Origin of the sequence: Paenibacillus sp. 1A_MP2 (genome assembly GCF_052244825.1) — a bacterium.
GTDB lineage: Bacteria > Bacillota > Bacilli > Paenibacillales > Paenibacillaceae > Paenibacillus > Paenibacillus vandeheii.
In genome coordinates, this window is sequence record NZ_JBQQCS010000001.1 from 429,966 (window position 1) to 453,576 (window position 23,611).

A 23,611-nucleotide genomic window follows, 5' to 3' on the forward strand; every position below is an offset into this window, starting at 1 on the left:
GATGGGCGGCGAAATGTTATTCGACCGGATTCCCCCACAGAACCTGGAAGCCGAACAGGCCGTGCTGGGTGCAATCCTGTTGCAGGGCGAGGCCCTGATTACAGCGATGGAACGGGTGCAAACCGAGGATTTCTATGATAAACCCCATCAATTAATCTTTGAAGCGATGATCCAGCTTGGCGAGGGAAACCAACCGATTGACCTCGTGACTCTGACTTCGCTTCTGAAGGATAAAGGCGAGCTTGAGGACATTGGCGGCGTCAGTTATCTGGCGAAGCTGGCTCATGGTGTACCGACTGCCGCGAACGTGGATTATTACGCTCAGATTATTGAAGAGAAATCCATGCTGCGTCGCCTGATTCGTACGGCTACGCAGATTGTAAGTGAAGGATACACGGGCGGCGAGGATGTTGCGGCTATGCTTGGAGAAGCAGAGCGGCGCATTCTGGAGATTTCCAACCGACGTTCCAGCAGTGGTTTTATAGCCATTCAGGATGTACTGATGGAAGTATTCGATCGTGTGGAGACGCTGCATCAGAACAAGGGCACCACAACGGGCATTCCGTCCGGGTTCATCGATCTGGACAAGATGACCGCTGGATTCCAACGGAGTGACTTGATCATTGTAGCGGCACGTCCATCTGTAGGTAAGACCGCCTTTGCCTTGAATATTGCTCAGAATGTAGCCATTCGGGCACAGGAGACGGTTGCGATATTCAGTCTGGAGATGTCAGCCGCACAGCTCGTGCAGCGTATGATCTGTGCAGAGGCCAATCTGGATGCGGGTGTCATGCGTATGGGTGATTTCAAAGGTGATGAAGATTGGCAGAAGCTCACGATGGGCATTGCAGCTTTGAACGAAGCTAACATCTACATCGATGATACGCCAGGGATTACCGTAGCTGATATTCGTGCCAAATGCCGTCGTCTCAAGAAAGAGAAAGGCCTTGGCATGATTCTGATCGACTACCTTCAACTGATTAGTGGACGCGGTAAAGCCGGGGAGAACCGTCAACAAGAGGTATCCGAGATTTCACGTACACTAAAACAGATTGGCCGGGAATTGGAAGTTCCGGTTATTGCCTTGTCTCAGCTGAGCCGGGGTGTAGAGCAACGTCAGGATAAACGTCCGATGATGAGTGACTTGCGGGAATCGGGATCGATCGAGCAAGATGCTGACATCGTAGCGTTTCTGTACCGGGATGACTACTATAACCAGGAGACCGAGAAGAAAAACATTATCGAGATTATTATCGCCAAACAGCGTAATGGTCCGGTAGGTACGGTAGAACTGGTCTTCCTGAAGAACTTTAATAAATTCGTTAACTACGAGCGGGCACACAATGATGCCTTTGCCATGTAGGGGACAGATACAGACTACCTTCGAAAGGGAAGTGAAATCGTCTGTCCCGACATCAACCATTAGATTCTATGAACTCATAAATACGTTGTGAATACGACATATAGCGTTGGATGGGAATACGTATTGTATAACCGGGGTTAGCCGTCAAGCAAGTTTTGACTGGCTTCGCCGGTTTTTTGTGTCGGAATATCGAGTCAATTCCGAACATTAGGGTGTGACTATATCTAATTGTTCGCCATTTGATTTGACTTTGAAAAAAGGGACTGGTACACTAGTACTGCTGCGTTAAAGCAGCGAAAACCTTCCCTTGGATGTAAATAGAGGGGATTTTCACTGTCCGTTAGCACGCTTCTCCGCTGGTAATTTCACTTCAAATTCCTGCCGAGATAGAGGACGGACAGACCAATACAAAGGTGCGCAAGGCACCCACGGAGGTATGTACTATGTCAACGGTAGTTGTAGTGGGAACGCAATGGGGAGACGAAGGTAAAGGCAAGATTACGGATTATTTGGCGGAATCCGCAGATGTGGTTGCTCGTTACCAAGGCGGTAACAATGCAGGACACACGATTCTGATCGATAACAAAAAATATAAATTGACGATGATCCCATCGGGTATCTTCTACACGGATAAAGCATGTGTAATTGGTAACGGTATGGTTATCAACCCGAAAGCACTCATTGAAGAAATTAACTATATTCATGACAATGACTTTACTACGAAAAACTTGTCTATCAGCGAACGCGCACACATCATCTTGCCATATCACATGGTATTGGATGCATTGGAAGAAGAGAGCAAAGGCCCGAACAAAATCGGTACAACAGGCAAAGGAATAGGCCCATGTTACATGGACAAATCAGCCCGTATCGGTATTCGTATGGTTGATCTGCTTGATGCGGAAGAGTTCGAGCTGAAACTGCGTCATTTGGTCAAAGAAAAGAACCGCGTAATCGAGCAAGTTTATGGCGGCGAGCCTGTAGATGTAGAAGAAATTCTGAAAGATTACCTCGGATATGCCGAAATTCTGCGTCCTTATGTTCGTGATACATCCGTTGTGCTCAATGAATACATTGATGAGGACAAAAAAGTATTGTTCGAAGGTGCACAAGGCGTTATGTTGGATCTTGATCAAGGAACTTATCCATTTGTTACTTCATCCAATCCGTCCGCAGGCGGGGTATGTATCGGTTCTGGCGTTGGCCCAGCTCGGATTCAGCAGGTTATCGGTGTGGCTAAAGCGTACACAACACGTGTAGGAGATGGTCCTTTCCCGACAGAGCTGCATGATGCGATTGGTGACCAAATCCGTGAGACGGGACATGAGTACGGAACGGTAACAGGACGTCCGCGTCGTGTCGGCTGGTTCGACAGTGTCGTTGTTCGTCACGCACGTCGTGTTAGTGGCATTACAGGTCTTTCCCTGAATTCCCTGGATGTAATGACAGGTCTGGAAACGGTGAAAATCTGCACAGGATACAAATTCCGCGGCGAGGTTATCACTCACTATCCGGCAAGCCTGAAAATGCTGGCAGAATGTGAAGCCGTATACGAAGAGCTTCCAGGCTGGAGTGAAGATATCACTACGGCGAAGAAGCTGGAAGATCTGCCTGTGAACACGCAGAACTATGTGAAACGTGTTTCCGAATTGACAGGTATTCCTATTGCGATCTTCTCTGTAGGCCGTAATCGTGAACAAACGAATCAGGTTCTTCCTATCTACGAATAAGCAGTTAGGCTAACCCGGCAACGCTAAGGTAGACATTTATTAATTAATTTGCCTAAACGGGCACCATAGAGCCCCAGTTATCGCTTGATTTTAGCGATGGCTGGGGTTTTTCGCGTGCTTTCTGATATAATCCCCGAATTTCCGTCAATACTGGGTAACAGTAGACTCATAGATCCTGAATATTAAATGTGATATGGGGTCGGAAAACGGAGGGAGAGAACGGGAATGAAGTTGCTTCAATGGTTTATTAAAGTTGTACTTACCGTGATGCTGGTCAGTTCGTTGACTTTGCTGACAACCGGATTAATTGTTCAGTCATATGTAAAATCGCTGCTGGCGAGTTTCAATATTCAGTGGGAAGGCCAGCCTATGGGGTTAACGGCTATGTTTCAGGGGGCACTGGGAGGTAAAGCTGTTGAAGAGAAGAAGCCCGGAACGGGCACGACAGACCAGCCGGCAGGAGCGGAAGAGGAACATGTTCCGGAAGATGCGATATCTGTCATGGGCAATGGGACAGGGAGCGGAGAGTCCGGCGCCAGCACAGGCAACAACAGCACAGGACAGGATTCAGGCTCAGACGGGGATCAAGGGACAACTTCAGGAACAGACTCTTCTGCTACGGGGTCTAGCTCAGGGGGCGGCTCTGGTACGGGAACAGACGCAGATGCTGGCACAAATACGGGCACCGATTCAGGAACAGCAGCTGGCAATAGTACAGCACCGGGAAACGGAACAGGTACGAGTTCCGATGGTACGGCTTCTTCAGGGAATGATGAGATTGTAGTATCCCCGGATGACATTACCGGCAAAAAGGATAAGCTTCCGTTGGAGGAAAAAGAAAAGATTTTCAGTCTGCTGATGAACAAGCTGCCTCAGAAAGAAATGCAGCAGATTTCAAGTGCCATGGAAGGTGGCCTGACCGAACAGGAGCTGCGTGATATTGAGCAGGTGATTTCCAAGTATCTGACCAGTGAAGAATACGATAACCTGATGGAAGTCCTTCAGGCGGAATAAATCAAAAGGTTGTAGGAGCAGTTCGGCAATCCCTTGCTAGATATATATTCCATAGAAATCGAACAGAAGAATTCGGGGAATTGAGGCTGAAGCAAGTTTGGTTTCTAGTAATAAAATGCTAAAAAATGGTTAGCATATAATCCTACCAATTCGAGGCATCCTATAGCATGACTTTCATGAAATCCCTTACCAGAGATGATCTGGCAAGGGATTTTCCACTTGTATTTTTATGAAAAAGAAATCACATTATAGTGGGTCTTAGAACCTAGTCTTAAAAAATGATCAAAAGTACAGCGTGTACCTGAAGAAGGGGCATTATGGGGAGCAAAAGCGATCTTCAATCTTATGGATAATACAGGAAAACCATGCGTGGCGCGGCTTTGCGCTGTGACGAGTACAGTTGAAATGAGTGTAAAACCTGTGTTAAAGTATACGGGTGTGATAAAAGGTTAAAATTTTGACACTTTTATGTGCGCAGCTAAAGTCCTGATTTGCGGACACCCGAATACAAATATCGACAAGCATGGGACAGACACAATGGGTGATGTCTTGACAGAAATGCGAACTAAGAAGTGCTGAAAAGGAGAGAATCATGAAAGGTTTCAGAGGCATACGCCAACCGGGCAAGAACCGGGAACACGAACAATCCGGGAACACCGGACGGCCGAAGACAAAAACAACATGAGCATGTCCAACTTCAGTGGTAACAAAAAGCACGTTCTGGCCTCGCGTAAATGGATCATTACAGCAGCATGCGGTTTATTCATCGCTGCATCGATCGGATTCGCAGGCAAACAATACGTTGCTGCAAACACCGTTCCATATTACAAAGTGATGGTCAAAGGCAATGAGATTGGTACCATCACGGATGAGGCGCAATTACAGAAATTATTTGCAGACAAAACTGAGGAATTCCAAAATAAATATCCAGAAGCGGAAATGGTGCTGAACACAGACGGCATCACGACCGAAACCATTAAAGCATACAAGCCCGTAGTGAACAGCGATGAGACGCTGGACAAGCTCGGTGACATGCTGACTGCCTATGCTAAGGGTGTAGAGCTCAAGGTAGACGGTGAAGTGATCGGCATTGTGAAGGATCAGGCAACAGCAGATGCGATTCTGGAACAAGTGCAGAACAAGTACATATCGGCATCGGCTGTGCGCAGTTCGTTCAAGACGAAGTCGGTATCGGCAAACTCATCGAAGAAAGCAGAAGGGCCAAGCACAACGCTGAAGTCCGTTGGCATCAAGGAAGATGTGGCAACAGATGTGGTGAAGGCTGATCCAAACAAATTATGGGATGTGTCCGAGGCGGTTAAAGCTTTAACCGTTGGTAAAGACGCGCCTGTAACCTATGTCGTGCGTGAAGGAGATACGATCTCTTCCATCGCTGCGAAATACGAAATTACACAAAGCGAGATTCGCAAACATAATCCGGGCATCAAGGAAACGTCGCTGCAAATTGGGGACGAGCTTACGCTGACGGTGCCAAAGCCAGCGGTTACCGTTAAATCGGTGGAGCAGGTTGTTGAACAGATCGAGATTAAACCACAGGTAGAAGTACGCAAAAGTGCTGAGCTCAAAGCAGGCACAACGAAAGTGGTGCGTCCAGGTCAAAGCGGTCTGAAAAGCATGCAATATCGGATAACGAAGGAAAACGGTGAAGTCGTTCAGGAAGAATGGCTTGGCCAGGAAGTCATCAAAGCAGCGGTTACTGAAGTGGTCCTGAGTGGAACCAAAGTAGTCGGTGAAGGTTCAGGCGAATTTGCCTGGCCGGTATCCAACGCTACGATGAGCAGCAGCTTTGGACAACGCTGGGGTCGTCAGCACAAAGGTGTCGATCTGGTTGGTAACCGTGATGTGAAAGCGTCTGATGAAGGCGTGATTACTTTTGCAGGACAGAAGAGTGGCTATGGCAATGTTATTATTATTAACCATCGTAATGGGTACGAAACACTTTATGGACACTTGAATAGCATCGGTGTCAAGGTTGGACAAGTCGTCGAAAAAGGCGAGAGCATCGGCGTAATGGGCAACACGGGCCGTTCGACCGGAACGCATCTGCATTTTGAGATCATCAAGAACGGAACGGTTGAAAATCCGATGACATACTTGAACTAGTTATATCGCAATCCAGAGCAAGGTTGGCAGTTGATGCTGGCCTTGTTTTTTGCTGCTGTAAAAATTTTTCATTTTGGAGTACACATTGGCCCGGAACGGGATGTGACGGTGCTTCAGGTATGGTAAACTATAGACTATAGGCAACAAGCCATATGATATGGACAATAGTCAAAGAACGAGCAAGAAACAAGTTCAACGAGGCTTTGATACAAGCTAAATATAAGAGAGATAGACCGCTCACGCGGATCAAGCAGGATATAGGGGTGAAGACAGCCGATGCAGGGGAAGATTTTGGTGGTGGACGATGAGCAGCCCATTGCGGACATTCTGAAATTTAATTTGGAAAAGAGGGGTACGAGGTCATCTGCGCTTTTGATGGCATTCGTGCGGTTGAACTGGCGTTATCCGAGAAGCCGGATCTGATGCTGCTGGATCTGATGCTGCCAGGTAAGGACGGTATGGATGTGTGCCGCGAGGTGCGTGCCCATCTGGAGATGCCGATCATTATGCTGACCGCCAAGGATGGCGAGATTGACAAGGTGCTCGGTCTGGAGCTGGGTGCGGATGATTACGTAACAAAACCTTTCAGTACACGCGAGCTGCTCGCACGGGTAAAAGCACAGATGCGCAGACGGCAGAAGCTTGCCATCACGGCTGAGGCGCCGGAAGACGAGGAGAAGCAGGTCATGCGTTTATTTGATCTGGCATTCGATATGGATATGTATACAGCTTACAAAGGTGGAGAACCGCTGGATCTGACCCACCGCTGAGTATGAGCTTCTCTATTACATGGCGAAGCATTCGGGTAAGGTCATGACCCGTGAACATCTGCTGCAGGCTGTATGGGGATATGAATATTTCGGGATGTACGTACCGTGGATGTTACGATTCGTCGTCTGCGTGAGAAGATTGAGGAGAACCCGAGCAAACCGGAAACGATTCTGACTCGCCGCGGGCTGGGTTATCTCGTGCGCAGTCCCAAAAGCGTGGGGATATAACGGGGCGATTCTCGCGATTTTCGTTCTTTCGAACGATTCAGGCGAAACTGATTATTATCTATGTACTGCTGATTCTGATTGCGATGCAATTGATCGGCGTTTATTTTGTCAGTGCGATGAAGAACTCGCTGACCAGCAACTTCACGGAGGATTTGCAGGCGCGGGCTGAGATGCTGTCTGTGCTTGTGGGTGAGACGATGGCTGGTGGAGAAGCCGAGGCTGGCGAGGACAAAACGGAAAATTTGCGTGTGTTGGTAAACAATCTGTTCAACATTAACGGGGCCGAGATTCAGGTGCTGGATGCCAGCGGCAAAGTGCTGACCACTTCGCTAAGTTCCCATTCGGACTATGTTGGGCGCAAAAATACCCAGACCGTTGTCAGCCGTGCGCTGCAAGGCATTCGGGACAATGAGGAATATATCGTAGACGAGGATAATGTTCGCAAAAAGGTCGTTGCCAAGCCAGTGTTATCCGGCGGCAAGATTATCGGCGCGGTGTACATCGCCGCCTCGATGAATGAGTTATATGCCACAATGGAGGGCATTAACAAGATTTTTATCTCCGGTATTTTGATTGCCTTGGTTTTAACCGCAGTGCTCGGTGTCATTCTGTCACATACGATTACGCAGCCGATCAAGGAAGTCACCCGAAGGGCAACGGCGGTCGCGGAAGGCAACTTTGATCAGCAGACTCCTGTATTCGGAACGGATGAGATTGGACAGCTCAGTCGGGCGTTCAACTATATGACCAGCAGGCTCCGGGATGCACTCTCCCAGAACGAAGAGGAGAAGGAGAAGCTGACGTCCATTCTGACGAATATGAGTGATGGCGTGGTCGCAACGGATGAATATGGCAAAGTCATTCTGGTGAACCGGCGTGCCAGCAGCATTCTGGGCATGCGTCCGGCGGACATTGAGGGGCGACACTTTGCCGTACTGCTCGGCATTGATCCGGAAGATGCTGAAGCGTTAGCCAGTGGCTTTACAGGTTCGACGCTTCTCCAAATTGCGCCTGCTGGACAGGAAGATCCCGTTGTCATCCGTATGACGTTTACACCGGTTCATCGCCGTGAGCTGGGCATTACGGGTACAATTGCTGTGCTTCAGGACGTTACGGAGCAGGAAGAACTGGAAGCATCGCGGCGTGAATTCGTGGCGAATGTCTCCCATGAGCTGCGTACACCGCTGACTACCATTAAAAGCTATGCAGAAGCGCTGGATGATGGCGCTCTGGAAGATCCGCAGCTCGCTGCACGATTCGTTGGGGTCATTCAGAATGAGACGGAGCGCATGATTCGATTGGTTACGGATCTGCTGCACTTGTCACGTCTGGATTCCAAGGAAGCTTTGCTGCGTAAACAGCCAACGGACATCATGGAGATGTTGGAAGAAGTGTCAGACCGTTTTTCATTCCAGATGCATCAGAAGGATATTCAACCTGTGCTTTCTGTGGAGAACGGGATTCCTGCGGTTCCGCTGGATCGGGACCAAATTGATCAGGTACTTGATAATGTCGTGTCCAACGCGCTGAAATACACGCTCGAAGGTGGCACGATTACCATTGCAGCCAGACGCAATGATGATCATACTCTCGCTATATCGGTGACCGATACGGGGATGGGGATTCCACAGCGGGATCTGGATCGCATTTTTGAACGGTTTTATCGGGTAGACAAGGCACGTTCACGCAGCATGGGCGGTACAGGGCTTGGTTTGTCCATTGCCCGGGAAATTGTGAAGGCTCATGATGGTCATATCTCACTGGAGTCCGAGGTGGACGTGGGGACGACGGTAACGTTCACACTGCCCATGCGCGAGGAAGGGGGTGAGCACCTTGAAAGAGCGGATTAAATCTCTGGTGCTTGCTTCCCTCGTCGTTGCCAGCTTGGTACAAAGTTACTTCCTGATCTATCGTTTGCCCGGTGGGGGCGATTCGATTGTGACGTCAGAGACGAACTATGTGAAGACCGAGAATATGGGTCAGGAGCGCAATATTGAAGAGTTAATTTTTCCTGATCAGATGGTTATTCATCTGGGAGAGGACAAACATACGGTGTTTTATCCGGGCAATACGTTCTACCAATTGATTTACTCACGGTTGCAGGGTCGTACGTTTGATGATTTCCAGCGTCGTAGCGTACAGTCCATCAACTGGGATCAGATTCGCAAGGAGAATCCTGGCTTTGAGCTGTCGTTCAAGGAAGGCATCCCTGTAGCGTTATTACAGCGCGTGATGCGGCTCGGGACAGACTCTCTCTTCCAAGGGGAAACGATTAACCGGATCTCAATATATACAGCAAAAAATGAGACGAAGGCTCACGCACTGTTCTTTAGCGCCAAAGGTGATGTGGTCTACGAGGCGACGCAGGCGGATTTGACGGTACAGGACGTACAGCAGCACGTCGACTTCGGCAGCAACTGGACACCTTATACGCTGATGGATGGTGGATATTATATCCCGGCGGAGGCACTGGAAACCATTGAGGCCGACGTGCCTACAGGCCAATTCACTATCGAGCAGATGCAGCGCAGCCTGTTCTTTGATCCAAGCATGACCCGAAACATTCGGGAAAAAGACGGTTCGGAGATCTATACGGATAGCAAACGCAGTCTGCAAGTCAAACAGGAACAACGCTGGATTAGCTACACCGACCCGGCGGCACCGCCTGCGGGACAGATTGATGCAGCGAAGGATGCGTTGTCCGCGGTTGATTTTGTCAATCAGCATGGCGGCTGGAAAGGTCGATCACGCATGATGCTGGATACGACCGATACGAAGACAAAGCTCCAATTCCAGCAATATTACAGCAGTTTCCCGATTATGGACTCGATGCAGTTCCGGTTCGGCACGATCAGCATGGAAATGCAGCAGGAGACGGTATCCAGCTATGAACGTTCGCTCGAATATCTGAACGAAGGTGCGGAGACGAAGAAATCGGTCAAGCTGCCCGGTGGGGACAAGCTGAAGGCTCTCATCCAGAAGGTGGCGGGTGCCAACCGTAAGGTTGTAGACGTGTATCCAGCGTATCGTCCATCCAGCATTGAGGACGGGCTGAAGCTGATCCCGGTATGGGTAATCCGTTTCGGAAACGGGGAGGAAACCACCGTTTCTTGATGGGTTATAGGATATGAAGTCATTTGATATTCGGGCGAGGTTTAAGATCACACGTTAACGGAGGGGGCAGAAAAAACCTGAAGAAGCGAAGCGCTCGCCTTTATCACCGGATTTCTCCCTTAGGAAAAGGGAATCAAGAAATCTGGGGATAACAGCGATCGGAAGGTTGTTCTGACTGCGGAGTGAAAAGTGTGATAATAGTCGTTTTTATCAAATGGAGGAGGTGAATGTTTTGGATTGGGGACGGGCGAAAAATGTATTGATCTATGCCTTCCTGCTGCTCAATCTGGTGCTGGGATACCAGATCTGGATGGATGCGCGGGAGACGGCCGGAGCCAATCTGGACTTCACCTCGCTGGCAGATAATACACAGCAGGCGATGGAAGAGAAGGGCATTCAGGTATTGGCTCCTATTCCAAATGAAACACCGAAGCTGCCGAAGCTGTCGTATGAGTTTATCGAAGATAACAAGGCAGGTATTGAGGTTGGACTGGAAAAACCTGTGGACAGCAAGCTGATCTTCTCGCAAAGCGAGCTGGAGGATGCACTGCAGGACGAGATACCCCAGATCGGTACGTATCGATGGGATCAGCTGATGGCGGAGGATGGGGCATTTGTGCTTCATCCGTTGGTGGATGGCAAATGGCCGCTCTTCAATGTCAGTCTGGAGCTATTCTACAGCGACCAGAAAATTACGGGTTACCGTCAGACTCCGGTGCGGATTACGACAGCGGAGGAGAGCGATCAGCAGGTGCTTCCGGCGTCGAAGGCGCTGGGTACGCTGATCGAGAACTTTTTGCCGAATGATGCGATTGTCAAAGATATTCAGCTGGGCTATTACGGCCAGTTGTTCAATTCAGATATGCAGGTAGCGATGCCGGCATGGCGGTTCGTGCTGGAAAGTGGCGAAGTGTTGTATGTGCAGGGCATCAGCGGGGATGTATTCAGTCCCAAGACAGACAAACCAGGGGAGTAATGCGTTATGGGGATTTATTTTACCGTGTTATCCAGCGGTTCGACAGGGAATGCCACGGTTATACAGCATGGGGGCACGTCCCTCATGATTGATGCGGGTCTCAGTGCGAAGCGGCTGGAGGCCTTGTTCCTGGAACGGGAGATTTCGGGAACGGAGCTGGACGGGATTCTGGTTACACATGAACATTCCGATCACATTAAAGGACTAGGCGCGATGTCTCGGAAATATAATTTACCAATCTATGCAAATACGAGTACGTGGGCGGCACTGGAGAAGTCCGTTGGGGCGATTCCAGAAGAAAACCGGAGGGTGTTTGAGACGGGTGAAAAGCATGATTTTGGCTCCCTGCGCGTGGAATCCTTCGGCATCTCCCATGATGCGGCGGAACCGGTAGGGTACACGTTCGATGATGGCAGTGAGAAGCTGTCCGTTGCGACGGATCTCGGGTATATGAGTGACAAGGTTCGCGATGCAATCTCGGATTCGGATGTTCTTGTGCTGGAGGCGAATCATGATGTCGAATTACTGCGTATGGGGCGGTATCCATGGAACACCAAGCGCCGCATTCTGAGCGACATCGGCCATTTGTCGAACGAAGCGGCGGGAGCTGCACTGAGTGAATTGATGAACGGACGCATCAAGCGCACGTATCTGGCACATTTGAGTCGGGATCATAATATGATGGATTTGGCGAAAATGACCGTGCGTGATGCGATGGAGAGCCGTGGATGCTTTTATCGGGATCATGAGTTCAAGCTCTGTGATACGTATTACGACCGGCCTACGCCATGGGATAGGGTGGGTGAGCCATAAAGCTGTCGAGTTCGGTGGCTTTGCGCTCCACTTCCTCACGAGTCAGAATGCCTTTGTCGATGAGCAGTTCAATAATCGTGCTTAGTGCAAGGGTGTTGCGGTAGTGTTCTTCCTTGAGATCGGCCAGCTTGGCCGCCATATGAACTTCATCCATGGCTGTGAGTGTACGCGTGCGATCCATAGTGTGAATCCTCCTTCTATGAAGCTTCGAATTGTTTTTTACTATTATTGTAGTCAGGCTGAGTGGAAAACATTCCTCTTTTTGCCGCTATAATTACACGTAAGGGACGTGTATGCTGAACCAGGGGCCGCATTTTGCTGGAGAAGATGAAAAAGTTCACGGAAATAGGCAAAATTGCGCTTAGCGAACCGGATTTTGTGGTGATAGATACTAGGGACCTTTATTGTTAAGCGCGTTATAGCGGAAATTTCCGTTAATCTTCGTAATTATGCAACTTTTTGGGATTTGACGTGTTTAGTATATAGGGAGCTTTATAAAAAAAGGCTGATTTGCGCGCAAAAAAAGCATGTCGTAGAATGCGAGAGCATTTCTGATAGAGTCACAGACAGGATGAGATGTTCGTTCTGTTGTACATAGACGCTTCATTTCGAGTTAGCAGGGATGGCAGCGATATGCAAAACGATTTTTTATGCAGGAACGCATGGAAGAATGAGTTGGTATTTACGATACACGCGTAACGGAGGACACAGAACGAAGCTGGAGAAGCGAAGCGTTCGCCTTTATCCCCGGATTTCATCCTATGGAAAGGGATCGAGGAAATCCGGGGATAACAGCGATCGGAAGCTCGGCTGTGGCCGGAGTGGGGTAACGTAAGGACACAGTCGTTGGCCATGCGACAACGATTAGGCGGCAGTCAGGGTCTTGATGCGTGACAACGAAGGGGAGAGGATCACGATGGGATTGTTTGGAGACGATTTTTATTCAACCAAAGTATCAAGACGCGCCGAACCTGAACAGAAAGGCAAACTTCAGATCATTCGCCCTGGTGGCAGGGGCAGGGGACGTGACCGCTGGCAGAATCCACGCAAGTCTCGCTCGGGCTTTAGTTCCACGGTCAAGGTAGCCGTGATCAGTTCGGTAGTTAGCTCCATCGTGACCGTTACGCTGTTCAGCTTCATCATGCAGCCCTCAGCGTTACCTCTGGCGAACGCTGCAGGGAACGGCGGAGGGGGTACACAGACAGCGCAGGCTGCAGATCCGTACGATCGGATTATTCAGGCAGCGGCGAAGGTTCGACCTTCCGTGGTGAGCATCGTGAACCATAAAACGGGCAGCAGTCTGTCGATGGAAGACTCCGCACTGGGATCAGGGGTCATTTTCAAGAAGGAAGATGGCAAAGCCTACATCATGACCAACCATCACGTCGTGGAAGGAGCGAGTGATCTGGAGATTGTGACGGTGGACGGGGAAACGCACAAGGCGAAGCTGGTGGGTAAAGACCGGGTGAGTGACATAGCCGTATTGTCCGTACAAGATGAAAAGGGCATCGGTCCCGCCGCAGAGCTTGGTGATTCCAGCAAACTTCAACGGGGTCAAACGGTACTTGCGATCGGAAATCCGCTCGGCCTGGGCGGTACGTTGACGTCAGGTATTGTCAGTTATACAGATCGGATCCTTCCGGTATCCATTAATCAGGATGGTGTGTACGACTGGGAACAAAACGTAATTCAGACGGATGCGGCGATTAACGAAGGCAACAGCGGCGGTGCGCTGGCCGATCTGAACGGTAAATTGGTCGGCATCAACACGATGAAGATCTCGGATACAGGCGTTGAAGGCCTCGGCTTTGCGATTCCGATGAACGAAGTGATGAAAACGGTCGATTCCCTGCTGTTGAACGGCAAAGTGTCACGTCCATATCTGGGCGTGTATACCGTCGATCTCAGCAATCCGTATGCCCCACTGGATGATGAGCAGCGCAAGGATCTGAAGCTTCCATCCCACGTAGATAGTGGTGTGGTTGTTTTGGAAGCGTCCGGTCCGGCATCTGATGCGGGCATGAAACTGAATGACGTCATTACGGAATTTGATGGGCAAAAAATTACCTCTACGCTTGATCTGCGGAAATATCTGTACGATAAGAAGAAGATCGGCGATACAATAGAGATCACCTTTTACCGGGATGGCAACGCCGAGAAGGTGTCGGTGAAGCTGACGGATAAACCGGAATAAAGAGAATGGCTTTGATGTGCTTGGCACATACAGAAATAGGATAATAAAAGAGAGTCGATCAACTCCGTTGGTCAGCTCTTTTTATTGCACCGATTCATGAGTTGATTATAAGCTAAATTCATGGGGTTAAATGGGAAGTTTTGTCGTTTCGCAATGACAGGCTAGGACCAGAGCCAAAGTCTCTGTTATAGAGGAATCCGGTTATGATACACTGTTGGGAATGTGTTGGTGATGTGGGGTTATGCGAGTAACATCTGTTTGTCGATCTGCTTTCTCAATCCGGAGTGGAAGGGGTTATTTTAATGAAACGTTTGACGAAAACCATGCTGGGGGGAACAGGTCTAGTATCTGCACTTTTTGTTTTGTCTGCATGTACTTCCGAAGTGCCCCCATCAGGGTCTGTTGATGTTAATGGTTTACAGGAGAAGATTACAGGTCTGGAGAAGAAGCTTGCGGACCAGAGTGAGAAGAATAGTGAGCAGAACAAGAAGATCGCCGAACTTGAGAATAAGTTGGAGGAACTGAATACTATCGTGATTGCGGTAAATGAGGCTGGTGGCAAAGCGCCTGCTTCCCCAGGAAGCAACGGATCGGCCGGGAAGGGCGATGGGGTGCTGATTACATTTGCCCAGTATGAAAAGCTTGAGGTTGGCATGTCGGTTGAGGAAGTTATCGAGATCCTTGGCGGAGAAGGTGAGGCATTGAGCGAAGCAGAAAATATGGTGGTCTATAACTATAAGGGCACCGGAAGCACGGGAGCCAATGCAGTCATCGCCATCCAGGGAGGCAAGCTGTTAACGAAGGCTCAGTCGGGACTAGAGTAAGATTGATATCCGTTGAGGATGAATTCGAATTAGGTGGATTTCGTATGTGCAGTAATCTGAATAGATGCAAATGAACGGAATAGGTAGGCTCGGAAATTAGTGAAGTGTTACTTTGGGATCCCCACGGGGTGTCGAGAAGTGACGCTTTTTTGGGTTGGATTTTGCTGAAATGAGAGGATTGGTTGAAGTTGGACACGATAAATGGGAGCTAGGGGTTTCTTTTCCGCGGCAGGTGTGATAGAACAGAGAAGTGGCTATCCTGTATGGATAAGCGGTTGTGAATCGGGAGCATAGCTGGATACAGAAAGGATGCTTGAACGGATGTACGTTGTATGCAAAGAACACGTGGACATCGCCATCGACATGTTTGTTGATGAGTATGAGGACGCTCCAGATATCGTTGATCTGAAGGAGACGGAATTTGCCGATTGGGACCCGCCTGCGAAGTGCGCCGAGTGCGAACAGCACGCGGAATTTCTCGTCGTTTAGCGTACTGTAGGAATTGGACGGCCGGAGGCGCGATTGGATCGGCGCTTCTGGCGGGCTTTCCATCCGGTATGAACATCACAGCAAGAAGCAAAGGAGAGCGTGATGAGCGCTCTTTTTGCGTTTGTAGGAGATTGTGTGATTAGTGAAAGTGGACGGGGCGTGGCGTCGGTGCTGGGACCGAATTGCGAACGGTAGGCGTAGATAGCAGGAGTAACTCTAACGAACCTGAGGCTTCTTAATTGGGGAGAATTCTGCCTAGTTGAGATCTAACGAATCATATGGAGCTAGAATAAAAAGTGGACACCCATTAACGGACAGAAGGATAATAAGACTAACGGAGGTGTGTCCACATGGGAGAACAACGGCAACGATACAATGAAGAATTCAAAAAACAAACGGTCAAGTTTATTCAAGAACAGACGAAGACACTCAGTGATCTGGCAGAAGAGCTTAACATCCCGAAAAGTACGTTACATCAATGGATGAGCCAATATCGTGAGCTCAAAAACGAACCGGCTGCCAGTATGGACCGAGTTAAGGAACTCGAAGCAGAGCTGAAAGAGATGCGTCGCATGCTCCAAGAGAAAGAACATCGACTTGCCGATACGGAAGAGGAACTAGCTATTGTAAAAAAAGCGGTGCACATCTTCAGCAAACCAAAGAACTGAGATTCCAGTTCGTGGAGAATCATCGCTCCGAGTTCCACTTGGAGAAGATGTGCGAAACCCTGCAGGTCTCACGGAGCGGGTACTACAAATGGCGGAAGAACGAAACAAGCATGCAGGAGCTTCGGAAATCCCAGATCATGAAGCGAATTCAGTACCATTTTTCCGACCACAACAAGCGATATGGTAGCCCCAAAATTACACGGTTACTTCATCTGGAGGGGTTTAAGATCACCGAACGTACAGTGAGTGTGTACATGCGCCAAATGAAGCTCCGTTCCGTCGTTAGCCGCATATATCGTGTCCAGACCACGGACTCCAAGCATAACCATCCGGTCGCACCCAACACGCTGAATCAACAGTTTAAAACGCTCAAACCGAACACCGTCTGGGTTACAGACATCACATACATCCCGTGCCGAGGAGGACGCTTGTATCTCGCCAGTGTCCTGGATTTGTGCACGCGTGAAATTGTTGGTTGGCGTTTGTCGAACCATATGGAAACTAGCTTGGTGCTGGATGCTTTGAAGGCTGCTTACACTGCCAAACGACCTGGTAAGGGTTTGCTCCATCACTCGGATCGCGGCTCCCAATACACCTCCAAAGAGTACGTCGAGCAATTAAGTGCCTACGGTATGGAATCCAGCATGAGCCGCCGGGGAAACTGTTACGATAACGCCTGTATCGAGTCTTGGCACAGTATTTTGAAGAAGGAACTCATTTACTGTAATCCGCGCTTTAAAACACCGGAAGAGGCCTACATGGCTATCTACCAATACATTGAGTTTTACTACAACCGCAAACGAATGCATGGCGCACTGGGTACCTTTCCCCTGCCCGTTTTGCACAGCAATTCACCGGAAATTCCGTAGCGTAAGTGTCTACTTTCTTGACAGAGGTCCAATAGGCACGCTATTTTACTGAAATAACCTCGAGAGAGGTAAGGAGACCTCGTTATGCCTGCAATAGCGCGTCTCAGATTCTTTAGATTTTAAAGTAGCCGGAGTAGGGCTGAATAAGGTGTGTGAGGTTCGTTAGCTTTAATTATTGAAACAAACGATGCGTTGAAGCATCTTACTTATAGATGATCTCGTAGGACGATTAGGAGGAATGGATCTTCATGTTGATTCAGATTATTGGCGTAGGCAAACTGAAGGAAAAGTATTTGACGCTGGGCATTCAGGAATATGCCAAGCGCCTCGCCCCGTACATCAAGTTTCAGATGATCGAGGTCGCAGACGAAAAGGCGCCCGACACTCTGAGCGAAGCCGAGGTGCGGGCGGTGAAGGAGCGCGAGGGCGAACGCATTTTCGCGCATGTGAAGAGCGAGGCGCATGTGGTCGCGCTCGCGTTGGATGGCCAGCTCTGGAGTTCCGAGGAGCTGGCTGTGGAAATCGACAAGCTCGGTACCTATGGGACGAGCCATGTCGTATTTGTCATCGGAGGAAGCCATGGGCTCTCCGATGAGGTGCTGCGCCGCGCGAAGCAGCGCTTGAGCTTCGGGCGCATGACCCTGCCGCATCAGCTCATGCGGCTGGTGCTGGTGGAGCAGATTTATCGCGCAGTGAAGATAAATAGGAATGAACCTTATCATAAGTAAGCTGGAACGACAATGATCAATACAGCTGCTTTGCAGGGTCTCGATGTTCGGTTCCCTTTCGGTGGCTTCAAGCAATCTGGTATTGGCCGTGAATATGGCGCGGAAGGTATCCGCACTTATACAGAAAAGCATGTCATCAACGTTCCGAAGACACTGGATCTTCCTTATATACCAGAATAAATCTTATAGCACACAACTTCGCATCGTACAGGGAATGTACATGTGAAATTGAATGTAGGCTCTAACTTTACGCTTTGTTTACTGATCTTTAAGAATCAGTAGACAGGGCGTTTTTTGTCAGATAAAAATAACTCATATCTGATGGAGGTGACCCTGAAGAAATAAAGAAGCCACTCCATTTTTTTGGAGTGGCTTTCTACTCAGCTATTATACGGTGAACGGCGGCTATCTTCTACCTAGTGTCTCCCAAATTCCATGGAGCCAGGAGTCGAACTCAGCATCTTTGTCGCCCTCGTAAGTATCATAAATATCCAGACGTGTCTTTTGCAGTTTTTCCTTAAATTGCTCAAATGTGTGACCTTCAGGAAGGCTTTTTTTAATCCGTAGCAAAATTTTGTTAAGACCTTTAAACAGCTCACCTTTGTTTTTGGCAGGCATTTGTACATCTTCATCCAACTGCTTGAGCTTGCGATATGCGGCTTCGCGCACCTGGAACACTTGATCACTTGTCAAAACATGCTGCAGCAACTTAATGGTAGGGGCTGTATCCCAGTTCCCCAATTCGTTCACCGCATGCAGTCTTTCTCTCCAGCTTGCCGACCGATTAGCCGCTCGTTTGAGCTCTTCAAAGTTTTCCGGTAGTTCGTTAACTGCTCCAATATCATGGTTGTTCGTCAAAGTTCAATCTCCTTAATCATCGCCATCTCGGCAGAATGATGAATGTTAATCAGGTAAACACCATTATAGCACGAACCTGGCTAAACTACTTCATTAAAGCCGATTGGTTAGCTTAAAAATCACATTGACCAATTCATGTTAGGCCGCTTGTTTTTGTATGTTAATCACAAGGGTGGCTTCTTTTTCATCAATAATAAGCTGTAGGTTACGGTAATTGCAATTTACCTTCACGTAATGTAAAATTACTTTATGGAAAAAACATGAAGTAATGGGAGTATGAGGTGGAAACGAAAGACTTACATTCAGTCGACTTGCGTAATTTCATATTTCCATTCCATTAGGACACTAAAGCATTTATTGCTTTAGTGTTTTTATTTTATGGGGGTGTAATAATTGTCAAGGTACAAAAGGGTTCTCGTTAAGCTAAGTGGTGGAGCAGTAGCAGGAAACTCTGAATTTGGTTTTGAGCCAGAAAGGTTAGACCATATTGCGGATGAAATTATGTCAGTAGTAAACTTAGGCGTTGAAGTATCGTTAGTTATAGGTGGGGGTAACATTTTCAGAGGTAATATGGCGGAAAGCTGGGGATAGAAAGGGCAGAAGCTGATAACATTGGGACGCTTGCGACTGTAGTAAATAGTTTAATGCTTCGTGGAGTTCTTAAAGCCAAGACCAAAAAGGAAGTACGAGTAATGACGGCAATACCTATTACTTCAGTTGCAGAACCATACATCCGTCTAAGAGCAATCCACCATCTAGAAAAAGGCTATATTGTAATTTTTGCAGGGGGAACGGTCAACCTTACGTTACAACAGACTATCCTTCAGTACAAAGAGCCATCGAGGTTAATTGTGACGCTTTATTAGTTGCAAAGCAAGGTGTTGATGGTGTTCTTAATGCAGACCCTAAATTTGATAAAGATGCAAGGAAATTTCGTTCGCTTCATTACAACGACGTTTTAAAACACAACTTAAAGGTAATGGACCAATCAGCTTTCATTTTAGCAAGAGACTACAATCTGCCAATGCATGTGTTTAACTTCGATAAACCAGGCTCGATGAAAGAAATTTGTGAAGGTAAGAATAACGGTACGATAATTAGTGGCGAATCAGTTTTAGAGTTGGAATGAAATATGTTAGAAATACTACTGATATGTATATCTTGTGGTCAAACTGTACTTTGTGCTTAGATACATCACGGGGAACCGTATCATAAATAGGGCGAACAATTTTATTGCGATTTCACTAATAGGTTTGGCTCTGCCCAACTTAAAATATCCACGACAGTAGCTTCATCCTTCTGTACAATGAGGAAGTTAATCTGAAAGAAAAAAGCTCAGTACCTTTTTTGGCTACAGGGATAATGTCACAGGCGTACAACCTTCATCATGGACATATGAATATAGCACTGCTATAATGGACGTATGAACACATATGACAAAATATTGGCAGCTGCTCTTAAGGTACTCGAAGAGGAGGGTGGGGCCAAATTCTCGACGCGAGCCGTAACTGCGATCGCGCAGGTTACGGCTCCTACACTCTACCACCACTTTGGAAATGCCGATGGACTTCTAAGTGCAGCTATAGTGGAAGCATTCAAACAGTTATTTGAAAGCAAGATTGCCGCAGTGGAGTCCACCATTCCAGAGATGGCTCTTCGTCAAGGATGGGATGACTATGTCCGCTTCGCGGCAGCCCGTCCTCGGATTTATGCGGCGATGATGGGGCGGTTGCTCGAGGGCGCCCATATCGAGGCGGCAGATCATTCGTACCAAGCACTAGTGCAAAATATTCAGGGAGTCGCCGCCGAAGGCAAACTGGCTGTGTCCGCCCAGACTGCGGCAGATCTGGTCTGGGCTTCCGCCAATACGGCCTCTTGGCTGTATGTGACGGCCCAGATTCGTAAGGCACCCCCACCCCAACCCGACGTCGTTGATCTCATTCGGGAAAGCGTAATGCAGATCATTTTGATCCAAAGGCCGGAAGCCGATTCAAAATGAGGGATTTGATGACAGAGCCTGGAGACTTCAGGCAAAGCCCTAATTTAGAAGACGTAAAAGAAAGATCGCCTATCCAACCTGGACCTCCAGGAGGATGGCGATCTTTTTTATGTTTGGAGGATGCGAGCATTAGTTCTTTTGGATTTGTGCCAAGTATTTGGAGAACTGTGGCAGACTTGGCGCTGAAGAGGCTGACCGTCATTTCCATAAGTTCAACGCAACGATAAATCTCAACCCCTCCCGCCAGGGTACTTCGTGAGCGCCGAGTGCATCACGCAACGCCCGCCAAAACGATGTTCGTGCCGCAGGACAACACTTCGAAAAAAAATATATAGCACCGCTATAGACAACTTTGTATAGCGGCGCTATAATATTCGTATAGCAGTGCTATACCGTGATCCATATCTTATCAAACCTAGGAGGGTTACTATGTCATCCAAAACTCAAGAACTGGTCATCGTCACAGGTACGTCCAGCGGCATCGGTAGAGCTACCGCGGAGCAGCTGGCCGCTGAAGGATTTCACGTTTTGGCGGGGGTTCGTCGTCAGGAAGATGCCGACAAAATCAAACGCAAAAATATCGAGCCGGTGATCGTCGATGTTACCAATATCGACACACTAAAGGCGCTGGCCGAACGGGTGGAGCAAGATCAGCTTGGTCGCCCTTTGCGGGCAGTGGTCAACAATGCCGGCATCGCCGTTAATGCACCTCTTGAGATGGTTCCGCTCGATGAATTTCGCCGCCAGATCGAGGTCAGCGTGATCGGACAGGTCGCGGTTATTCAGGCGCTCACACCGGCCTTGCTGAACAGCGGCGGACGCGTAGTTAATATTGGTTCGCTTGGCGGCAAGGTCTCCATGCCTGGTTTCGGGATATATTCGGCAGCAAAGTTTGCCATGGAAGCAATCAATGACAGTCTTCGGAGGGAGATGTCCTCGTTTGGCCTCAAGGTGATCATGATCACTCCGGGTGGTGTCAGCACTGGCCTGTCGGAGCAAGGGATTACGACAGCGGAGCGGCTGGCCAAGTTGATGACGCCGGATCAGCACCGTCGCCATGATCGTCTTTTTGACGCCGTGAAGGCTCAGGCTGAAACGTGGGCAAAGGACGGTATCCGCCCTGAGAAAGTGGCAGCAGTGGTTTCACGCGCAATCCACGAAAGAAAGCCACGCACCCGCTATACGGTCGGTCGCGATTCGGCACTGCTGACCCGACTGGTCCGTATTCTCCCAGACAAACTCCTCGACCGGATGCTCCGCAGCCAGATGAAACTGCAGTAACGGGCAGTTTCACGAATCCTCTTGGACAGAAAGCTAAAATGGAGGAATGAAATATGCCACAAAACAAATTTGAACATGCCATTATTGTAGGTGGATCTTTAGGTGGTCTAATGATGGGGCTTGCGTTATCTCGTTCTGGTTATACAGTTACCATTCTTGAACGTGCAGATTCATCATTAAGAAATGGTGCTTTTATTCGTTTACAAACAAAGCCTTATCGTAATAGTGAAATTGAACGAGAATTAAGACACTTGGCATCCAATGGTAACAACAATGTTGAAGCCTGGTCAGCCATTCAAGAACGTTTGCGCAATGCGGTCGCTAAAGAACCTGGTATTACTCTTCAGCACCATACACGAATTGTTAGTGTTGGGCAAAATGAATCATCTGCTTGGGCTACCAGTGAAGAGGAGCAGACGTTTAAAGGTGACTTTTTGATTGGCGCAGATGGATATCGCAGTATTGTCCGTCGTTATTTAAACCCTGACAGACCATTTGCAGATTATGCTGGCTATCTGGTTTGGGTAGGGAAGGTGGACGAAGAACTGCTGCCAAAGAAAGACTGGAAAAAACGGCAACTTTCGAACGCTTATTTCAACAATAGTGCTGCCGGTACATTGACAACTGCGGTGATGCCAGGGATAGAGGGGCGGACCAATCCTGGCCAGCGATGGATAGGCTTTTGCTGGTTTGATCATTCGCATAATCAATTGATGTCTGAATTAGGCGTGTTAAAGGACGGGATTGCCCAGCATTCCTTATACGGTGAAGCTATTCCGGATTCGCTACTGGAAGAACTATCACAAACCAGCCAAGCCAATTGGAGCAAAGAAGAGGATGCCATTCTGCAAATCGCGATTAAGGATCGCAGTTTAATCGGGGCACCTGTTAATGAATACATCCCTAATATATTGTCAAAAGGAAGAATAGCCATGATCGGCGACGCAGCTCATACCATGTCGCCAATGACTGGCGCAGGCTTTAATGACTCACTTGACGATACGGTTGCCATTATGGACTCCATTAAACGATATCCGAATTCGATAACAAAAGCTTTGGGTGAATACCAAACACGTCGTTTAGATGTGGTTCGTCAAGATGTTCTTGCGGGCCAAGGCTTTAATCGTTCTTTTGGACGATTATAACAGCATTAAACTAAGCCATTGATACACTGGAATTTCAAGCATAAACGGGGAATTCCCCCATTTGAGAAAACGGTAAAGTAAAAAAATACGAAGTATTTATAAATTAGGAGGAATTAGCATGAACGATACAAAGAAACGTTACGTTACTGTACTCTGGGAGGCGAGAGCTAAGGCAGGGAGAGAAGCCGAGATGAAGGCATTCATGACGGCTGCTGTCACCCCGTCGCGCAACGACCTGGGCAACATTGACTACGAGGCTCACGAGGTAGAAGGCCAGCCTGGCACATTCATCATCTACGAACGCTGGGAAAACCAGGATGCTCTCGATCGGCACCTGAACGCCCCCGGATGCAGGAACTGGTACCCCAGCTCTTAGAATTGATGGAGGGATCCATTGAGGAAGGGATTCGACTCCTGAAGCCGT

General features: G+C 48.5%; 20 protein-coding genes and 3 pseudogenes. 21 read left to right on the forward strand and 2 right to left on the reverse strand.

All coding sequences use genetic code 11. The features are described from left to right. Position 1: 1 nt before the first annotated feature. The 9 genes and pseudogenes from dnaB to ACTWJ7_RS02390 all read left to right on the forward strand — a co-directional run bounded on the left by dnaB (position 2) and on the right by ACTWJ7_RS02390 (position 12,132). Complete coding sequence (dnaB, locus tag ACTWJ7_RS02350; protein WP_024629551.1) at positions 2 to 1,363, forward strand: replicative DNA helicase; 1,362 nt, start codon at positions 2 to 4, stop codon at positions 1,361 to 1,363. Positions 1,364 to 1,806: 443 nt separating this feature from the next. Then, a complete protein-coding gene (locus tag ACTWJ7_RS02355; RefSeq protein WP_024629552.1) occupies positions 1,807 to 3,093 on the forward strand; it encodes an adenylosuccinate synthase in 1,287 nt (428 codons plus the stop codon). A gap of 225 nt (positions 3,094 to 3,318) precedes the next feature. Continuing rightward, positions 3,319 to 4,107, forward strand: a complete 789-nt coding sequence (locus ACTWJ7_RS02360) for a hypothetical protein (protein WP_301880603.1) — start codon at positions 3,319 to 3,321, stop codon at positions 4,105 to 4,107. Positions 4,108 to 4,788: 681 nt separating this feature from the next. Then, on the forward strand, positions 4,789 to 6,231 hold the full coding sequence (locus ACTWJ7_RS02365; protein WP_443145089.1) for a peptidoglycan DD-metalloendopeptidase family protein: 1,443 nt from the start codon (positions 4,789 to 4,791) through the stop codon (positions 6,229 to 6,231). Between the two features lie 276 nt (positions 6,232 to 6,507). Next, positions 6,508 to 7,229, forward strand: a pseudogene (gene yycF, locus ACTWJ7_RS02370) (response regulator YycF). Beyond that, positions 7,226 to 9,079, forward strand: a complete 1,854-nt coding sequence (gene walK / locus ACTWJ7_RS02375) for a cell wall metabolism sensor histidine kinase WalK (protein WP_443146331.1) — start codon at positions 7,226 to 7,228, stop codon at positions 9,077 to 9,079. The pseudogene yycF and the gene walK overlap by 4 nt, the downstream one beginning before the upstream one ends. Next, positions 9,063 to 10,343, forward strand: a complete 1,281-nt coding sequence (locus ACTWJ7_RS02380) for a YycH family regulatory protein (protein ID WP_301880601.1) — start codon at positions 9,063 to 9,065, stop codon at positions 10,341 to 10,343. The genes walK and ACTWJ7_RS02380 overlap by 17 nt, the downstream gene beginning before the upstream one ends. 232 nt (positions 10,344 to 10,575) lie before the next feature. Next, a complete protein-coding gene (gene yycI / locus ACTWJ7_RS02385; RefSeq protein ID WP_024629558.1) occupies positions 10,576 to 11,319 on the forward strand; it encodes a two-component system regulatory protein YycI in 744 nt (247 codons plus the stop codon). 6 nt (positions 11,320 to 11,325) lie between these two features. Then, positions 11,326 to 12,132: an MBL fold metallo-hydrolase gene (locus tag ACTWJ7_RS02390; RefSeq protein WP_053781977.1), complete on the forward strand. Its 807-nt coding sequence runs from the start codon at positions 11,326 to 11,328 to the stop codon at positions 12,130 to 12,132. Here ACTWJ7_RS02390 and ACTWJ7_RS02395 read toward each other — a convergent pair. Beyond that, positions 12,101 to 12,313: a hypothetical protein gene (locus ACTWJ7_RS02395; protein WP_079348410.1), complete on the reverse strand. Its 213-nt coding sequence runs from the start codon at positions 12,311 to 12,313 to the stop codon at positions 12,101 to 12,103. The two genes, ACTWJ7_RS02390 and ACTWJ7_RS02395, sit on opposite strands and share 32 nt — an antisense overlap. A gap of 735 nt (positions 12,314 to 13,048) precedes the next feature. Here ACTWJ7_RS02395 and ACTWJ7_RS02400 point away from each other — a divergent pair. The 7 genes and pseudogenes from ACTWJ7_RS02400 to ACTWJ7_RS02430 all read left to right on the forward strand — a co-directional run. Next, positions 13,049 to 14,326 (forward strand): S1C family serine protease, encoded by a 1,278-nt coding sequence (locus ACTWJ7_RS02400; protein ID WP_301880600.1) that lies wholly within the window; start codon positions 13,049 to 13,051, stop codon positions 14,324 to 14,326. 302 nt (positions 14,327 to 14,628) lie between these two features. After that, positions 14,629 to 15,150: a hypothetical protein gene (locus ACTWJ7_RS02405; protein WP_301880599.1), complete on the forward strand. Its 522-nt coding sequence runs from the start codon at positions 14,629 to 14,631 to the stop codon at positions 15,148 to 15,150. 321 nt (positions 15,151 to 15,471) lie between these two features. After that, positions 15,472 to 15,639: a CxxH/CxxC protein gene (locus ACTWJ7_RS02410; protein ID WP_017691462.1), complete on the forward strand. Its 168-nt coding sequence runs from the start codon at positions 15,472 to 15,474 to the stop codon at positions 15,637 to 15,639. Positions 15,640 to 15,989: 350 nt separating this feature from the next. Continuing rightward, positions 15,990 to 16,307 carry a transposase gene (locus ACTWJ7_RS02415; protein ID WP_301249069.1) on the forward strand — a complete coding sequence of 106 codons (318 nt, stop codon included), beginning with the start codon at positions 15,990 to 15,992 and terminating at the stop codon, positions 16,305 to 16,307. Between the two features lie 11 nt (positions 16,308 to 16,318). Beyond that, entirely contained in the window at positions 16,319 to 17,176 is an 858-nt protein-coding gene (locus ACTWJ7_RS02420) for an IS3 family transposase (protein WP_443145090.1), read from the forward strand. A 248-nt stretch (positions 17,177 to 17,424) separates the two neighbouring features. Next, positions 17,425 to 17,904: a 23S rRNA (pseudouridine(1915)-N(3))-methyltransferase RlmH gene (rlmH, locus tag ACTWJ7_RS02425; protein WP_301880597.1), complete on the forward strand. Its 480-nt coding sequence runs from the start codon at positions 17,425 to 17,427 to the stop codon at positions 17,902 to 17,904. Continuing rightward, positions 17,905 to 18,084, forward strand: a pseudogene (locus ACTWJ7_RS02430) (aldehyde dehydrogenase family protein); the annotation flags it as partial. Between the two features lie 225 nt (positions 18,085 to 18,309). Here the strand turns inward: ACTWJ7_RS02430 and ACTWJ7_RS02435 are convergent. Next, a complete protein-coding gene (locus tag ACTWJ7_RS02435; RefSeq protein ID WP_301880596.1) occupies positions 18,310 to 18,762 on the reverse strand; it encodes a HEAT repeat domain-containing protein in 453 nt (150 codons plus the stop codon). Positions 18,763 to 19,155: 393 nt separating this feature from the next. Here ACTWJ7_RS02435 and pyrH point away from each other — a divergent pair. The 5 genes and pseudogenes from pyrH (at position 19,156) to ACTWJ7_RS02460 (ending at position 23,563) form a co-directional block, all read left to right on the forward strand. Beyond that, positions 19,156 to 19,891: pseudogene (pyrH, locus tag ACTWJ7_RS02440) on the forward strand (UMP kinase). A gap of 294 nt (positions 19,892 to 20,185) precedes the next feature. Beyond that, positions 20,186 to 20,761 carry a TetR/AcrR family transcriptional regulator gene (locus tag ACTWJ7_RS02445; protein WP_301880594.1) on the forward strand — a complete coding sequence of 192 codons (576 nt, stop codon included), beginning with the start codon at positions 20,186 to 20,188 and terminating at the stop codon, positions 20,759 to 20,761. A 429-nt stretch (positions 20,762 to 21,190) separates the two neighbouring features. Continuing rightward, positions 21,191 to 22,042 (forward strand): SDR family oxidoreductase, encoded by an 852-nt coding sequence (locus ACTWJ7_RS02450; protein ID WP_301880593.1) that lies wholly within the window; start codon positions 21,191 to 21,193, stop codon positions 22,040 to 22,042. 53 nt (positions 22,043 to 22,095) lie between these two features. After that, positions 22,096 to 23,187, forward strand: coding sequence for an FAD-dependent monooxygenase (locus ACTWJ7_RS02455; protein WP_301880592.1), 1,092 nt, complete (start codon positions 22,096 to 22,098; stop codon positions 23,185 to 23,187). A 118-nt stretch (positions 23,188 to 23,305) separates the two neighbouring features. Further along, a complete protein-coding gene (locus ACTWJ7_RS02460; protein WP_443145091.1) occupies positions 23,306 to 23,563 on the forward strand; it encodes a putative quinol monooxygenase in 258 nt (85 codons plus the stop codon). Positions 23,564 to 23,611 lie beyond the last annotated feature (48 nt).

Excerpts from the sequence above, each read along its gene's own strand:
- dnaB (WP_024629551.1), top strand. The coding sequence starts at position 2 with ATGGGCGGCGAAATGTTATTCGACCGGATTCCCCCACAGAACCTGGAA.
- ACTWJ7_RS02355 (WP_024629552.1), top strand. The coding sequence starts at position 1,807 with ATGTCAACGGTAGTTGTAGTGGGAACGCAATGGGGAGACGAAGGTAAA.
- ACTWJ7_RS02360 (WP_301880603.1), top strand. The coding sequence starts at position 3,319 with ATGAAGTTGCTTCAATGGTTTATTAAAGTTGTACTTACCGTGATGCTG.
- ACTWJ7_RS02365 (WP_443145089.1), top strand. The coding sequence starts at position 4,789 with ATGAGCATGTCCAACTTCAGTGGTAACAAAAAGCACGTTCTGGCCTCG.
- ACTWJ7_RS02390 (WP_053781977.1), top strand. The coding sequence starts at position 11,326 with ATGGGGATTTATTTTACCGTGTTATCCAGCGGTTCGACAGGGAATGCC.
- ACTWJ7_RS02395 (WP_079348410.1), bottom strand. The coding sequence starts at position 12,313 with ATGGATCGCACGCGTACACTCACAGCCATGGATGAAGTTCATATGGCG.
- ACTWJ7_RS02400 (WP_301880600.1), top strand. The coding sequence starts at position 13,049 with ATGGGATTGTTTGGAGACGATTTTTATTCAACCAAAGTATCAAGACGC.
- ACTWJ7_RS02405 (WP_301880599.1), top strand. The coding sequence starts at position 14,629 with ATGAAACGTTTGACGAAAACCATGCTGGGGGGAACAGGTCTAGTATCT.
- ACTWJ7_RS02410 (WP_017691462.1), top strand. The coding sequence starts at position 15,472 with ATGTACGTTGTATGCAAAGAACACGTGGACATCGCCATCGACATGTTT.
- ACTWJ7_RS02415 (WP_301249069.1), top strand. The coding sequence starts at position 15,990 with ATGGGAGAACAACGGCAACGATACAATGAAGAATTCAAAAAACAAACG.
- rlmH (WP_301880597.1), top strand. The coding sequence starts at position 17,425 with ATGTTGATTCAGATTATTGGCGTAGGCAAACTGAAGGAAAAGTATTTG.
- ACTWJ7_RS02445 (WP_301880594.1), top strand. The coding sequence starts at position 20,186 with ATGAACACATATGACAAAATATTGGCAGCTGCTCTTAAGGTACTCGAA.
- ACTWJ7_RS02450 (WP_301880593.1), top strand. The coding sequence starts at position 21,191 with ATGTCATCCAAAACTCAAGAACTGGTCATCGTCACAGGTACGTCCAGC.
- ACTWJ7_RS02455 (WP_301880592.1), top strand. The coding sequence starts at position 22,096 with ATGCCACAAAACAAATTTGAACATGCCATTATTGTAGGTGGATCTTTA.
- ACTWJ7_RS02460 (WP_443145091.1), top strand. The coding sequence starts at position 23,306 with ATGAACGATACAAAGAAACGTTACGTTACTGTACTCTGGGAGGCGAGA.